Genomic DNA, 13,879 nt, shown 5'->3' on the forward strand with positions numbered 1-13,879 from the left:
ATTACGTTAAGTAAGTAAGATCCCTCAGAGACGATGAGGTTGATAGGTCTCATGTGGAAGCGTGGCAACGCGTGGAGCTGAGAGATACTAATCGATCGAGGGCTTATCCAAAAATTGATGTTTGTTTAGTCTTCTAACGAAACTCTGTGAAGAGTGTCGAAGCTGTTATCTAGTTTTGAGAGAATATCTCTCTAACTTCATATTTGTCTAGTGGCGATAGCGAAGAGGTCACACCCGTTCCCATGCCGAACACGGAAGTTAAGCTCTTCAGCGCCGATGGTAGTTGGGGGCTCTCCCCCTGTGAGAGTAGGACGTCGCTAGGCAAGTATTATTATTCCACAGTAGCTCAGTGGTAGAGCAATCGGCTGTTAACCGATCGGTCGTAGGTTCGAGTCCTACCTGTGGAGCCATATGGAGAACTGTCCGAGAGGTCGAAGGAGCACGATTGGAAATCGTGTAGGCGGTGTAGAACCGTCTCGAGGGTTCGAATCCCTCGTTCTCCGCCAGATATGGCCCGTTGGTCAAGTGGTTAAGACACCGCCCTTTCACGGCGGTAACACGGGTTCGAATCCCGTACGGGTCACCATTACTTACATATCTCATTCAATTGAAGCAGCTAGCATATGAAAGTATGTGAAGAGCTTCAGGATAAATGAATATTCGGAGGATTAGCTCAGTTGGGAGAGCACCTGCCTTACAAGCAGGGGGTCGGCGGTTCGAGCCCGTCATCCTCCACCATATCGTCGCGGGATGGAGCAGTCTGGTAGCTCGTCGGGCTCATAACCCGAAGGTCGGAGGTTCAAATCCTCCTCCCGCAACCAAAAAGGTCCCGTGGTGTAGCGGTTAACATGCCTGCCTGTCACGCAGGAGATCGCCGGTTCGATCCCGGTCGGGACCGCCATTAAAATGTTTGGCTCGATAGCTCAGTCGGTAGAGCAGAGGACTGAAAATCCTCGTGTCGGCGGTTCGATTCCGTCTCGAGCCACCATTTTGTATGCTGGCCTAGCTCAATTGGTAGAGCAACTGACTTGTAATCAGTAGGTTGGGGGTTCAAGTCCTCTGGCCAGCACCACCAAATAATCCTTGACGGGTTATTCATTTTTTTGTAAAATATTAATTGTCTCTTTTGGAGGGGTAGCGAAGTGGCTAAACGCGGCGGACTGTAAATCCGCTCCCTCAGGGTTCGGCGGTTCGAATCCGTCCCCCTCCACCATTGAGTTTTTTGGAACATTATCTGATGCTTAGGCATATGGTAATGTAAGCTGTGGCGGTCATGGCGAAGTTGGTTAACGCACCGGATTGTGATTCCGGCATGCATGGGTTCGAGTCCCATTGATCGCCCCATACAATTTAAATTAACTAAAATGGACGTAATTTTAGGGCTATAGCCAAGCGGTAAGGCAACGGATTTTGATTCCGTCATGCGCAGGTTCGAATCCTGCTAGCCCTGCCATTTTGCGGGAGTAGTTCAGTGGTAGAACACCACCTTGCCAAGGTGGGGGTCGCGAGTTCGAATCTCGTCTTCCGCTCCATTTTATTAAGGCGGCATAGCCAAGTGGTAAGGCATGGGTCTGCAAAACCCTGATTCCCCGGTTCGAATCCGGGTGCCGCCTCCAATTATATATAACTTTGTCTTATAGATGTCATGCCGGGGTGGTGGAATTGGCAGACACACAGGACTTAAAATCCTGCGGTAAGTGATTACCGTGCCGGTTCAAGTCCGGCCCTCGGCACCAGAAAAGACTAAGATAAGACAAGCACTCGAATTGCCTTTTAGATTTGCCGGTGTGGCGGAATAGGCAGACGCGCACGACTCAAAATCGTGTTCCTCACGGAGTGCCGGTTCGACCCCGGCCACCGGTACCATACATAACTATAAATGCAGTATTCACAAGGCTTCAACAGTAATGTTGAGGTCTTTTTTTGCGTTCTTTTAACACGACTAAAATAAGCGATAATCGTGTGCCTAGGAGAAAATTTATGAGAAGACGTAATGAATTAACAGAAGAAGAAATGAAAATAATCAAGAAAACAATTAGTGATGATGAAGCATTTGATTTATTTTTTAGAGATTGTTACTTAAGAAATTTAAGACCTGCAACCATCGAGTATTATAAAAATGAATTTCATGCTGCTAAAAAGTTTATAAGCATACCATTAGTTGAATGTGAACAAAAAGGCATTGAGGAATTAATTCTACAAAGTAAAAAAGTCATGAAAATAACTACAATAAATACACGATTAAGAGCACTTCGAGCATTTTATAACTACTTAAATAAAAACAAGCTCATTGAGAAAAATCCTATGAAGAACATTAAATTATTACGAGATAGACAAAAAACAATAGAGACATTGGATAACAAAGAAATTGAAGCATTGATAAGGGTATTACGTAAAAAGAAAACTTTCATTGGATTTAGAGATGAAGTGGTTTTGCTTGTGTTTTTAGATACTGGAGTTCGACTGTCTGAGTTAATCGGAATTGAGGTGGATGACGTTAGAGATAACAAGATAATTATTAGAAAGACTAAAAATTTATTTGAAAGAATTGTTTACTTGTCAGATACAACACAAGAACAGCTAAAAAGATATTTAATGATCCGTGGTTATGTTGAAACAAATAAGCTGTTCATTAATCGAGACAACAAAGAGCTTAAGCCACATAGTATTCAAACAAGCTTTTCAAAGTATGGAAAAGAAGCAAAAATATCAAAAAGAGTTAGTCCACATACATTTAGACATACAATGGCAAAACGAATGATAATGGCTGGAGTTGATGCTTTTAGTCTCATGACAATACTGGGCCATAGTGACATGACCATAACTAAGAGATATGTAAACCTTTGGGGACCAGATATAGAACAAAAACATAAACAATATGGAGCTTTAAAAGGACTAAAACTTTAAATGTACGCACGTATGTTCGATATATTATAATAAAATAAAGAGATGGTAATTGGATTGGACCCCAACCATCTCTTAAAAACGAAACAGAAGATAGACTTCTGCAATAAAATTGTAGCATGTCTTCTTTTGTGATGTCAAAGGGAGAGAGTGAACAGATGAAGTTAGTATCAATTTTAAGTGGGAAAGGTTTCGTCATGTATAACAAAGAACTTGCCCATGAAGTATCAGTTAATGGTTCGATTATCTTTGGTCAACTATGTTCAAGTTACGAGAGTTTTGATAGCAAAGGAATGCTAACAAATAAAGACGGAAAGAAATACTTCTTTTTAACTGCCGAAACATTAGAAGAAGAAACTGCTTTAACATACAAACAACAACTTAAAGCCACAAAAGAATTAGAAACTGCTGGATATATTCAAACAAGAACAATGGGAATGCCATCAAAGAAGTACTTTCATATTACAAAGAAAATTGAAAAGGTTTTGATTGGAATACCAAGCTCTGACAAAAGGGAAGACCTGGACACTAACTCAAACCCTACTAATGAAGGACAAAAGGTAAATGCTAGGTATGACGAAAAGGAATACCATGCGTTGACAAAAAGTAACGGCATGCATGAACAAAAGGTAACGCTAAAAATAAATAATAAAAATAAAAAATATAAAAATAAAAATATAAAACTAAACCTTAATCCTAATCCTATAGATATTTATGAAATTCTTTGGGAAGCTCAATTTCCAAAAGAATTAAAGAATAGGATTAAAGTTATGATTTCAAATAAATCTGTGTCTTTATCTTCCGAACAAATTCTTTTAATTGAAGATGCTTATAAATATCAAATTGGTAGAGAATATGTAATTCCTAATTGTGCATTAGATGACACGACAGCTTTAAATGATCATGAGTTTTCAAAGACTGTTATAAAAATGTTGGAAGTATGTAAGAACATAAATAATATGAGAGGCATGATTAAAGAATGGGTGGAAAAAGCTTATTGTTTCAAACTGGATCAACATCGTGTTTCAGATTATTCATGTGGTAATACACCAAGTTGGTTAACTGAATAGAGGATGACAGAAAAAAATTGAAGCCCCAGGTTTAAATTCTAAGCCATTTATCCTTATGATAATAGATTAATATTACCTTCTCTCTTAAGATTGAATATGGGTCAATCTGTGACTATTCTAACCTTTATATTTTTATAATCAAATGGAACAAGTCAAAATTTTTTTAGCTTTACATATTAAATACTCTCGATACAATGACTTCGAATATAATATTGGAGGTCATATTTATGAAAAATCAACTTATCAAAAAAGCATTGAAAAATTTCACAATGAACGAGCTAATTCAAATTAAAAATATTGCAGGAAAGATTGGAAGAGGTTTTGAAGTTACAAGTAAAGAACGACAACTGTTTGAGAGGTATAGTTCAATAATGCAAACACAACAAAGGATGTTTCACTTAATGTATGGGCAGCAGTAAGCTGTCCTTTTTTTATATAAAATTTTAGTTTTCTTTCTCCTAGTTGGTTACAAATTGTGCTCGATTGATATAAAAAATCTGACCAACTAAACTAGGAGGAAATATTATGGAACAAAAACTAAGTTATATTAGAGATTATAAATTCTATTATGGGAAAAATTTACTCAAGAAGTACGATAGCAAAGTTGTTTTAGGAATGTTGAAATTAATGAATGGAAATCGAAAAGCTTCGTTTACAATTTCAGAACTTGCTGAAACAGCGAATGTTAGTAGAAGTATTGCAAAATCGACTGTTTATAAGATGATCGATGAGGAAATGGAAAATCATCTAGTGATAGATTTTATTCCTGCTAAGTATTCTGCGAATGAACGTCATGTAGTTCAGTTTCCATACGATATGACAAATTTCTCGTTTTTGTTTGAGCATGAAATTAATGAACTGTTAAGTCTTGAAACTAACGAAATACGAGTTTTCTTAATCTTATTTAGCTTTACAAAACAATCAAATTCTTACAAGCAAAAAAAGATAAAGCGGATTCGAATTGGTAGAGCTAATCTTTCACATTATAGTGGAGTGAAAAATCTAAACACTTTAACTAGTGCTATCAATGTATTAGAGGCTAAAGGTTGGATTAAGATTGTTGACAAAGGAAATAATCTAAAAGAACTTAATACAGAATATGAGATTTTAAAAGATTATGAAATTCGATAATGGACTATTTTTATAGTCCTTTTTTTGTTTTTACAAAATTACTCCAGAGAAGCAAATTTGTTATACAAAATTACTCCAGTGAAGCAAAATTGATACACTAAATAATTAAATAATAAATAATAAAATATATTATTGCCGCAAAATTACTCCGTTCCACTTCGTAATTTTACTAGCAAGAGAAAAAGAATAGAATTAAAAAACCTTTAATAAATTTCTAAATTTCATTTACGTTTTCAATCCAGTAGATATAAATACATTACTTGATAAACAACATCAAGAATAATTCCAAGGAGAAACGATCCCAATGCACAAAAAAATATTCAACAAATCTATTGCAACTAGTCTAATTCAAAGTGGTCATAGTTTAATAGGTCTTGAACAAAATCGAAAGCATCCCAATTTAGTCGTTTTTGTATTTGAAAATACTCGGCAATTAGATACTGATTTATCAACAATAATAAAATCAAAAGTGGAGAACTAACGTGGAAAGATTTTAAGGACTAGTCAATTTTATGACCAAGACATACTACTAAAAAACGAACAAGAGGAGAAAGCTAACTATGATTACAATGCCAAAAGAAATTCAAATTCATGATGTTGAAGATCCACCCTTAAAATATTCTATAAAAAAATACAACTTGTTCTTTAAGAACGAGCTGATTTTAGAGAATGTTGGAGTTTTAAGAATAGCTAAATTCATAATGGAAAACACTCATTTACGTTCTGATGATGCAAAACTTATATCCGTATTATTAAAACAAAAGAAGACTGCATCATTTATAGCAAAAGCTTTAGGATCTGACTCAACTAAAATAATTCCTCTGTTTAATGTAGAGCACTTAAAAGACGAAGAAGTAATTATTGAAAATGGAAGCACGGAATATATCAATGCTCAAAAAGCTTGGCAAAAATCTTATGATAAAGCTTCAAAAAAGATGTATGAAAAAATAGCAGCCAGTAAAACTAAAACTAAAGAAACCGAAATGATCAAGGAGTTTAAGAAAGCTGAAAAATTGCTTAAAAAAGAAAAACAAATATTTGCTATTATTGAAAGTCATGACACAGGACTAGACTATAAAAATATCCTTCAATATGAAACAGCTGAAGATTTCAGAAAAATGCAACCTTGGTACATCATAAACGAAAACTTTCAAATAATTGATCTAGTGAAATGTAAAGATGATATTAGCTTTTGGGCTAGTAGAAAAGAAGGCTTAAAAAGAGCTCCAAGTCGCCAAACAATTTTCAACTACATCAAAGAAGACAAAAAATATCTTGGAAAATATTATTTTAAAAAAGTTGAAGATTATTGATGAAAAACTGTAACTTTACGCAACTTTAGTTACTTATTTAATATAAGGGTTATTTGATAAACAAATTAATTTAAAGATTAAATTTATGCAGTCGAACGTCTGACATAACGTTCGATTGTTTCCATAATTCTCCTTTATATATGTAGTTACAGAAGTTCCATATTTCATGACTACACTTTGAGAGATAGGTTGGCGACCTCCTTCCTCTCTCTCCTTTTTTAAAAATCAATTTATCCATATAAAATTTAGCGCTACATAATAGTAGTGCTGATAACGTCTCTTTCTTATGTTTAAACACTTATTTTCCCTTCTCTAAGGTAGTCAATGTAAAACTTGACAACCATTTCGATTTTTCTTTACCAGTTCCGATCATTTCGGAACAAACGGGCTACTCATATTATTGGGTAGCCTTTTTTATGTTTTCCAAATGCCATTTAGATTCTTTATCCATGAGATTCCTCCAAGCTTTCTCTAAGTAGTTGAGTTGCTAGATGGCATTCGAAAAATATATAAGCTGATTTATCAGCGATAACAACAAAGAGGTGAACTCATTTGAAACAAGTAGAATTGCGATTCTATAACAGTGAAATTAGAGCTAATGAAGATGGCTCAATGAAAGTAAGTGGCTATGTAAATAAAGTTGAACAACTCTCAGAGGTTCTTGGTAGTGCAAAAAAATTTGTAGAGAAGATAGCTAAAGGCGCTTTTGATCGAGCAATTAAGAACACTAAAACAGATATTGATTTCTTAGCTGAACATGATACTAAACAGGTTTTAGCTTCAACTCGGAATAATTCATTATCCCTTCGTGAAGATAATGTTGGTCTTTATATGGAAGCAACAATTGTTCCAACTTCTTACGGAAAAGACTACTACGAATTGATCAACTCTGGAATTTTACGAAACATGAGCTTTGGATTTCGAACAGTTAAGGACTATTGGAAATCTGGACTAAATGGAATTGCAGAAAGAACAATTCATGAATTGGAACTCTTTGAAGTTTCGGCTGTTAAAAATCCAGCATACTCACAATCTACACTTTCAGCTAGAGGAATTGATCTAGTTGAAGATATTACAATTCCAAACCTTAAAAATGAAAAGGAACAATTAAACAAAATGAAAACAGAATTTAGATATAACACCAAAAATGAAATTGAAATTCGAAAAGAAAACGAAAGCCGCGAATTTAACGAAACGCTAAAAGGTATTGCAACTCGTGATCTACAAACTACAGATTACAGTGGAGCAGTCATTCCAGAAAACGTGGCAGACCAAATCGTAGTGAAACTTGAGGAAGTTTCTCCTGTATTTGCACGAGCTAAAAAGTTTTATTCAACAAGTGGAGCTCTAAAAATCCCTCGTGAAAACGCTGTTGGAGTAGGTATGTTCGTTGGTGAAGGTGAAAACCTTATCGAAGACGCAATGATTCTTGGAGAAGTTAAACTCGAACAAAAACGAGTAGGAGCTGCACTTTCATTAACTAATCAACTAATTAATGACGCTGCTATTAATATGGCTGAATATGTACCTAGCTTGCTAGCAAGAAGAGTTTACAAAGCTGTTGAGGAATCAATACTTCATGGTAATACTGATGAAAGTTTTCGTGGAATTGTTCATGAAGAAGAAGTTGAAGCTTTCGTTCTTTCAGCAGATGTTTCACTGCTAGATACTTTGCTTGATATGACTCTAAATATTCACCCAGAATATCTTTCTAAAGCTCAATTTATCATGTCTCGTCCTTTCTTCAATAGAGTAAGTAAACTGAAGGATGCTGTAGGCCATGCTTACGTGCAAAATGGAATAATTAATGGAAAACCAACAAAAACTCTATTCGGTTTAGAAGTTGTAATTTCTTCTGCTCTAGAAGATGGAGATGCTTCCGGTCAAACTCCACTAATTCTTGGTTCGATTGAAGATGGATATGCAGTTATGGTTAAAAAAGGCGCTACAATGACAGTAGTTCAAGATTCTAAACAAGCATTACGTGGTAGTCAACTATTCGTTTTTGATAGTTATATGGACGGATGCGTTTACAATCCAGATGCTTTTGCAAAATTAGTTATTGCTTAATCATTATTGTGAAAAAACTTCACAAATTATGAGACTTGATCTACTTTAGGTCAGCTCTCTTTTATTTAAGTAGAAAATGAAAGAGGTTATTTAAAATATGAAAATCACAGGAATGAAAGTTAAGTTGTTCATTAAAGATGCAACAACTGGAAAAGTGTTAGCTGGTCAAAAGAACGCATCTCTTTCTCGTTCCGCAGAAACTATTGATGCTACATCAAAAGATACTGAAGGTTTTTGGAAAGAGAATTTACAAGGATTTAAAGAATGGTCAGTTGATTGTGATGGTGCGTTCATCGAATCTGATGAAGCTTACGGAATTCTTGAAACAGCATTTATCAATTCTGAAAATGTTGACGTATATCTCGAACTCCCATCTGGTACGAAATATGAAGGAAACGCTACTATAACAGATTTCTCACTCGAGTTTCCTTACGATGATCTTGTAACGTATTCTTTAAGTCTACAAGGTAGTGGAGCACTATACACTGCACTTGGAGAACAAGAATAAATGAATTGTATGGAGTGGTCTTATGGCTACTCCACCTTGTATTTGTATATAGCAGGCTGAGATCAGCCAATAAAGAAAGGAATTATAAAGATTATGAATATCAATAAGAAGTTTGACTCAATGGAAGAGCTAAAAGAGTACATGAATGACAGAGACTATCGCTGTATGTATGCAAATCTCTTAGTCGATTATTACGGTAGTCTATTAGAGGACAATAACATAAAGAAAAGTCGTAGATATGTTTTAAATGCAGTAAATAATCATTTAGTTAAAAAAGGTTTGGACAAAGTAAGTTATCAAGTAGTTAGAACTCGCATTGAATCAAAATGGAACTAAGCTAACCTATACCCCATACTTTTCTAGAAAAAACGCATAAAGGCTTGAAATAACGAGGGGAGGGTCACACGCAATACCTGCATTTTTTGTGAAAAGCATTTTTATACAAATATTTACATTTCAGGGAGCGGATTATATGAACGATAAGATTGAACAGATTCAATCAAATATCTATCAAGCTGTTTCAGCAAATGGAACTGTTGGACCAACTGAGTTAATCCTAATTGATCGTTTATCTTTCAATGTCTATACTGTAATTGAATGTGAAAGGAATTTACTTAAAGAAGGATTCGTTCTGGATGGACTCCATGGAAAAAAAGAGCATCCATCTGTAGCTGTGAAAAATAAAGCTGAAGCTAAAATTCGTGAGTCGCTCATTTTACTTGGTTTAGATGCAGCTTCCAAATCAAAAGAAAAAGATAAAGCAGCTACCTCTGAATTCATCACTCAATTAATTGGGGGCTAATATGGCGGACTTATTTAAACGACTCCTAGAAGAAAGGGTTGTTATTGACCCAACCCTCTATATCGTAAAGATCCAAGATAAGGTTGGCCAAGAATATTCAACTTACTTAAATGGAGTGGCTGAGCGTTGGAAGCATAACTCAACAATCATTGAGCAAGTAGAATTCTTCAAAAAGTATGATCTATAGGCTTGAATAATTTAAAATTCTGTGACTATAATGTTATTAGGGTTCGGGGATAGCTCGGACGGCCGCATTGAGCGGCTTTTTTTATGGGAATCTTTTGATTCCATGCCCCATATAATATGGCGCATTATCTAACTTTGATTCAATTGCCTCAAAAGCTCGATCTTTTTCTCCTGTTTTCATGTATTTAAAAATAGGAAATGACACAAGATCTGTTAATTCAAGTTGAATGAAAGAAGCTTTGCCTTTATTTTTAGAAAAGCACCATTTCTCATTGAAATAAACACCTACGATATTAGAAAAGTGGCTACTATCATGATAGTTGTTTCCGTTACTTAAAAGATTAACTAAATATGTTAATACGGCTTTATCCTCATTTTTCCCTCTAGCTTCTAGCATCAAAATTCCTTTTTTACCCTCACGGTTTAATTGTCTACAGTATCGTTCAATAATGAAGTTTAAACAAAGATCATAAACTTCATAAGGATTTGCATACTGGTTAACATGATTAATTTTATCTATTGAAGAGCTATATATTTTATAATTCGCATTACAAATCATGTCAGTTAAATCTATTAAAAAATCATTGAAATTTATCAGTTTTGGATTAAACGGGCCTTCTTTTCGACGTATCTCACGTGAATGAAATACAACCCTCCTTTCACCATTTTTATAGTTATATAAACCATCCCTCCAATAATGAAATTTAATTGTATTAACTGAGTCCTTGAATGAATTAAAATCTTCTTTTTTTAACACTATTCCTGAAATTGTAAACCATCTGTCATGTTTGTATAAAGATTCGTTTATAACTGCTCTCATGAATTCTAATGGTTTATTTCTTTTTAACATTTTCATTCCATTAAGGTCATTTGTTCCATTTTCATCAATTGACATAATGTAATCAAAGTCTTCTGTCCACTCATTAATAATTGTTGGTCTTTTATCCCAATTCGTCATAATTACACCTTTTCTTACTTTTTCTACAATTTTATCATAACTAAGCTGTTAGAATATAGATAAATGCAACATTCTTGAACTAATATATAGTAGAATTTAGCTATGGTTAAGTAGATAATGAGGTGTTTAATAATGGCAATGCTTAGTTGGAATGAAATAAGAGTTAGAGCAATTAGGTTTGCAAAAGAATGGCAAGATGAGACAAGTGAAAATGCTGAAGCAAAAACTTTTTGGGATGAATTTTTTAACGTTTTTGGTATCTCGAGAAGAAGAACCGCATCATTTGAAAAGAAAGTAAAAACATTAGGTGGAAAGAGTGGGTATATAGATCTTCTATGGAAAGGCGTCTTATTAGTTGAGCATAAATCCAGAGGAAAAGACTTAGAAAGGGCATATAAACAAGCTAAGGATTATTTTCCTGGATTAAAAGAGTCCGAACTGCCAAAGTATATTTTAGTCTCAGATTTTGAAAACTTTGCACTATACGACCTAGACACAGATTCCAAAAGAATTTTTACTTTAGAAAAATTCCCCCAAAATATTGAACTCTTTGGTTTTATTGCAGGTTATCAACAACAGGAAATTAAAGAACAAGACCCTGTAAATGTTGAAGCTGCGGAAAAGATGGGAGAGCTACATGATAAATTGAAGGAGATAGGGTATGGTGGTTCCGATCTCGAAGTTTACCTTGTTCGACTATTATTCTGTTTATTTGCAGATGATACTGGTATTTATGAGAAAAACCTATTTAGAGATTATATAGAACATCATACTAAAGAGGATGGTTCAGATCTTGCTGGTACAATAGAACTGATATTCGAAGTTTTAAATACTCCTGTTGAGGAAAGGTTAGCGAATATTGATGAGACTCTTGATAAATTTCCTTACGTAAACGGTGGGTTGTTTTCGAAAAGATTAAGGTTAGCTTATTTTGATTCTGAAATGAGGGAAATGTTATTAGAGAGTTCAGCACTTGATTGGGGTCGAATTTCTCCTGCAATTTTTGGCTCATTATTTCAAAGCGTAATGGATAGTGAAGAAAGAAGATCATTAGGAGCACATTATACAAACGAAGAAAATATTTTAAAAGTAATAAATCCCCTCTTTCTTGAAGATCTTTGGAAAGAATTTAAAAAAGCGAAAAGAAGCCAGAAGCAGTTAGAGCTCTTCCATGAAAAGATTGCAAGTTTAAAGTTTTTAGATCCTGCTTGTGGTTGTGGGAACTTTCTTATTATTGCTTATAGAGAACTCCGATTGCTGGAGATGGAAGTAATACGAGAATTACTAAGAGGGAAAATGGTGTTGAAAATTGATCTTTGGGTAAAAGTAAATGTTGATCAATTTTACGGAGTAGAAATAAATGAATTTGCAACTCAGGTAGCTCAACTAGCTATGTGGTTAATTGATCACCAGATGAACATGGCAATTAGTGAAGAGTTTGGCCAATACTTTGTTAGACTTCCTCTAACTACCAAACCTAATATTATTTATGGCAATGCATTAAGAATGGATTGGAAGGAAGATATTGTTAGTCCTGAACGATTACATTTTATACTTGGAAATCCCCCTTTCGTCGGTACTGCTTATATGAGTAAGGAACAAAAAGAAGATATAACACCAATAGTAAAACCAATTAAGGCTGCAGGCGGCCTAGATTATGTCACTGCATGGTATATAAAAGCTGCGGACTTCATTGAGGGAACCGATATTTCTGTTGCTTTTGTTTCTACAAATTCTATAGTTCAAGGTTTACAAGCAATAGTTTTGTGGAAGTATCTTATGCATAAAAAAGCCATCTTGATAAACTTTGCACATCAGACATTTAAGTGGTCTAGTGAAGCTAAAGGTAAGGCTGCTGTTTATTGCGTAATTATAGGTTTTAGTCGAAGGTCAGAAAGTAAAAAAATGCTATTTACATACCCGAATGTTTCTGGTCCAGCTACAATGATAAGCGCTAATAACATTAATCACTATTTGCTCGATGCGCCGACAATATTCATAAAAAGACGCAGAAAACCAATTTGTGATGTAAAAGAAATACTTTATGGTACAAAGCCGGCAGATGGAGGATATTATTTATTTAATTTAGAGGAAAAGGAAGAGTTCATAAAAAAAGAGCCTAATTCTGCAAAGTACTTTAGAGAGTGGGTAGGATCAAAGGAATTAATTAATAGCCGGAAAAGGTATGTATTATATTTAAGAAATTGCCCTCCTGGTGTGTTAAGAAAGATGCCTTTAGTCAGAGAAAGAGTCGAGGAAGTAAGAAAAGTAAGATTAGCAAGTACAAAACATGCAACAAAAAAATGGGCGGATTTCCCTACGCAGTTTACCGAAGACAGAGTAATTGAGGATGATATATTGGCTATTCCTGAAGTTTCGTCCGAAAATAGAAGTATTATCCCCATAGCCTATTTTAAAAAAGGAACAATTTGCAGTAATAAGATATATCAACTTTCATCCGGAGATTTATATTTATTTGGAATTCTAACATCTGCAATGCATAATGCCTGGACCAAAACTGTCTGTGGTAGGCTAGAGAACAGAATAAGTTATTCAAGTACTGTAGTATACAATAATTTCATTTTCCCTACTGAAAATGAAAAAATACGTAATACTATAGAGAAGCGTGCTAATGACGTATTATCAATAAGAGAAAAGTATGAAAAAATGGGAAGCACCCTAGCTGATCTATATGATCCAATTGTAATGCCAGTAGATTTAGTAAAAGCACATAGAAGTTTAGATAAAGCTGTAGATAAAGCATATGGGAAATCATTTAAGAATGATAATGAGAGAGTAGAGCACTTGTTTAAACTTTATCTAGATAAGGTTAACGATATATAAAATAATAATTTTAATTCGCATAAAAATCACCTAATAAAAGTGTTAAGGTGATTTTTATGTTTAAAACAATACTTTTTCGGTTTATTATTGTAC

The 13,879-nt window shown here is 34.5% G+C and carries 11 protein-coding genes, 15 tRNA genes and 2 rRNA genes; 27 read left to right on the top strand and 1 reads right to left on the bottom strand.

Going from position 1 to position 13,879, the window contains the following annotated elements:
• The 26 genes from G476_RS0103070 to G476_RS0103205 all read left to right on the top strand — a co-directional run.
• Positions 1 to 111: ribosomal RNA gene (locus G476_RS0103070) — 23S ribosomal RNA — on the top strand; the annotation flags it as partial.
• 95 nt (positions 112 to 206) lie between these two features.
• Positions 207 to 323 (top strand): 5S ribosomal RNA (gene rrf / locus G476_RS0103075).
• Between the two features lie 12 nt (positions 324 to 335).
• Positions 336 to 410 (top strand) — tRNA-Asn (locus G476_RS0103080).
• Between the two features lie 3 nt (positions 411 to 413).
• A tRNA-Ser gene (locus G476_RS0103085) sits at positions 414 to 506 on the top strand.
• Positions 507 to 511: 5 nt separating this feature from the next.
• Positions 512 to 586: transfer RNA gene (locus tag G476_RS0103090), tRNA-Glu, on the top strand.
• A 76-nt stretch (positions 587 to 662) separates the two neighbouring features.
• Positions 663 to 738, top strand: a tRNA-Val gene (locus G476_RS0103095).
• Positions 739 to 744: 6 nt separating this feature from the next.
• Positions 745 to 821 (top strand) — tRNA-Met (locus G476_RS0103100).
• Positions 822 to 825: 4 nt separating this feature from the next.
• A tRNA-Asp gene (locus G476_RS0103105) sits at positions 826 to 901 on the top strand.
• An 11-nt stretch (positions 902 to 912) separates the two neighbouring features.
• Positions 913 to 988, top strand: a tRNA-Phe gene (locus G476_RS0103110).
• An 8-nt stretch (positions 989 to 996) separates the two neighbouring features.
• Positions 997 to 1,072: transfer RNA gene (locus tag G476_RS0103115), tRNA-Thr, on the top strand.
• A gap of 56 nt (positions 1,073 to 1,128) precedes the next feature.
• Positions 1,129 to 1,213, top strand: a tRNA-Tyr gene (locus tag G476_RS0103120).
• 54 nt (positions 1,214 to 1,267) lie between these two features.
• Positions 1,268 to 1,344 (top strand) — tRNA-His (locus tag G476_RS0103125).
• Positions 1,345 to 1,378: 34 nt separating this feature from the next.
• A tRNA-Gln gene (locus G476_RS0103130) sits at positions 1,379 to 1,453 on the top strand.
• 4 nt (positions 1,454 to 1,457) lie between these two features.
• Positions 1,458 to 1,532, top strand: a tRNA-Gly gene (locus tag G476_RS0103135).
• Positions 1,533 to 1,541: 9 nt separating this feature from the next.
• Positions 1,542 to 1,616 (top strand) — tRNA-Cys (locus tag G476_RS0103140).
• Positions 1,617 to 1,647: 31 nt separating this feature from the next.
• Positions 1,648 to 1,736 (top strand) — tRNA-Leu (locus G476_RS0103145).
• 45 nt (positions 1,737 to 1,781) lie between these two features.
• A tRNA-Leu gene (locus G476_RS0103150) sits at positions 1,782 to 1,866 on the top strand.
• A 114-nt stretch (positions 1,867 to 1,980) separates the two neighbouring features.
• Complete coding sequence (locus G476_RS0103155) at positions 1,981 to 2,907, top strand: tyrosine-type recombinase/integrase (RefSeq protein WP_026688790.1); 927 nt, start codon at positions 1,981 to 1,983, stop codon at positions 2,905 to 2,907.
• A gap of 155 nt (positions 2,908 to 3,062) precedes the next feature.
• Positions 3,063 to 3,974, top strand: coding sequence for a hypothetical protein (locus G476_RS22775; RefSeq protein ID WP_051314631.1), 912 nt, complete (start codon positions 3,063 to 3,065; stop codon positions 3,972 to 3,974).
• A gap of 227 nt (positions 3,975 to 4,201) precedes the next feature.
• A complete protein-coding gene (locus G476_RS0103165; RefSeq protein WP_026688791.1) occupies positions 4,202 to 4,393 on the top strand; it encodes a hypothetical protein in 192 nt (63 codons plus the stop codon).
• Between the two features lie 106 nt (positions 4,394 to 4,499).
• Positions 4,500 to 5,105: a hypothetical protein gene (locus tag G476_RS0103170; RefSeq protein WP_026688792.1), complete on the top strand. Its 606-nt coding sequence runs from the start codon at positions 4,500 to 4,502 to the stop codon at positions 5,103 to 5,105.
• 560 nt (positions 5,106 to 5,665) lie between these two features.
• Positions 5,666 to 6,418: a hypothetical protein gene (locus tag G476_RS0103180; protein WP_026688794.1), complete on the top strand. Its 753-nt coding sequence runs from the start codon at positions 5,666 to 5,668 to the stop codon at positions 6,416 to 6,418.
• A 552-nt stretch (positions 6,419 to 6,970) separates the two neighbouring features.
• Positions 6,971 to 8,488 (top strand): phage major capsid protein, encoded by a 1,518-nt coding sequence (locus G476_RS0103185; protein ID WP_026688795.1) that lies wholly within the window; start codon positions 6,971 to 6,973, stop codon positions 8,486 to 8,488.
• Positions 8,489 to 8,585: 97 nt separating this feature from the next.
• The gene (locus G476_RS0103190) at positions 8,586 to 8,996 is read left to right on the top strand and encodes a phage major tail protein, TP901-1 family (RefSeq protein ID WP_026688796.1); all 411 of its coding nucleotides are present in this window, start codon (positions 8,586 to 8,588) and stop codon (positions 8,994 to 8,996) included.
• Between the two features lie 472 nt (positions 8,997 to 9,468).
• Positions 9,469 to 9,798: a P27 family phage terminase small subunit gene (locus G476_RS0103200; RefSeq protein WP_026688798.1), complete on the top strand. Its 330-nt coding sequence runs from the start codon at positions 9,469 to 9,471 to the stop codon at positions 9,796 to 9,798.
• A 1-nt stretch (position 9,799) separates the two neighbouring features.
• The gene (locus tag G476_RS0103205) at positions 9,800 to 9,985 is read left to right on the top strand and encodes a hypothetical protein (protein ID WP_026688799.1); all 186 of its coding nucleotides are present in this window, start codon (positions 9,800 to 9,802) and stop codon (positions 9,983 to 9,985) included.
• Positions 9,986 to 10,066: 81 nt separating this feature from the next.
• Here G476_RS0103205 and G476_RS0103210 read toward each other — a convergent pair whose 3' ends face one another.
• On the bottom strand, positions 10,067 to 10,942 hold the full coding sequence (locus G476_RS0103210) for a DUF3800 domain-containing protein (RefSeq protein ID WP_026688800.1): 876 nt from the start codon (positions 10,940 to 10,942) through the stop codon (positions 10,067 to 10,069).
• Positions 10,943 to 11,074: 132 nt separating this feature from the next.
• Here G476_RS0103210 and G476_RS0103215 point away from each other — a divergent pair, with 132 nt between their 5' ends.
• Positions 11,075 to 13,786, top strand: coding sequence for a class I SAM-dependent DNA methyltransferase (locus tag G476_RS0103215; protein WP_026688801.1), 2,712 nt, complete (start codon positions 11,075 to 11,077; stop codon positions 13,784 to 13,786).
• The last annotated feature ends 93 nt before the right edge of the window (positions 13,787 to 13,879 follow it).

It is taken from the genome of Alteribacter aurantiacus DSM 18675 (assembly GCF_000429705.1).
GTDB lineage: Bacteria > Bacillota > Bacilli > Bacillales > Salisediminibacteriaceae > Alteribacter > Alteribacter aurantiacus.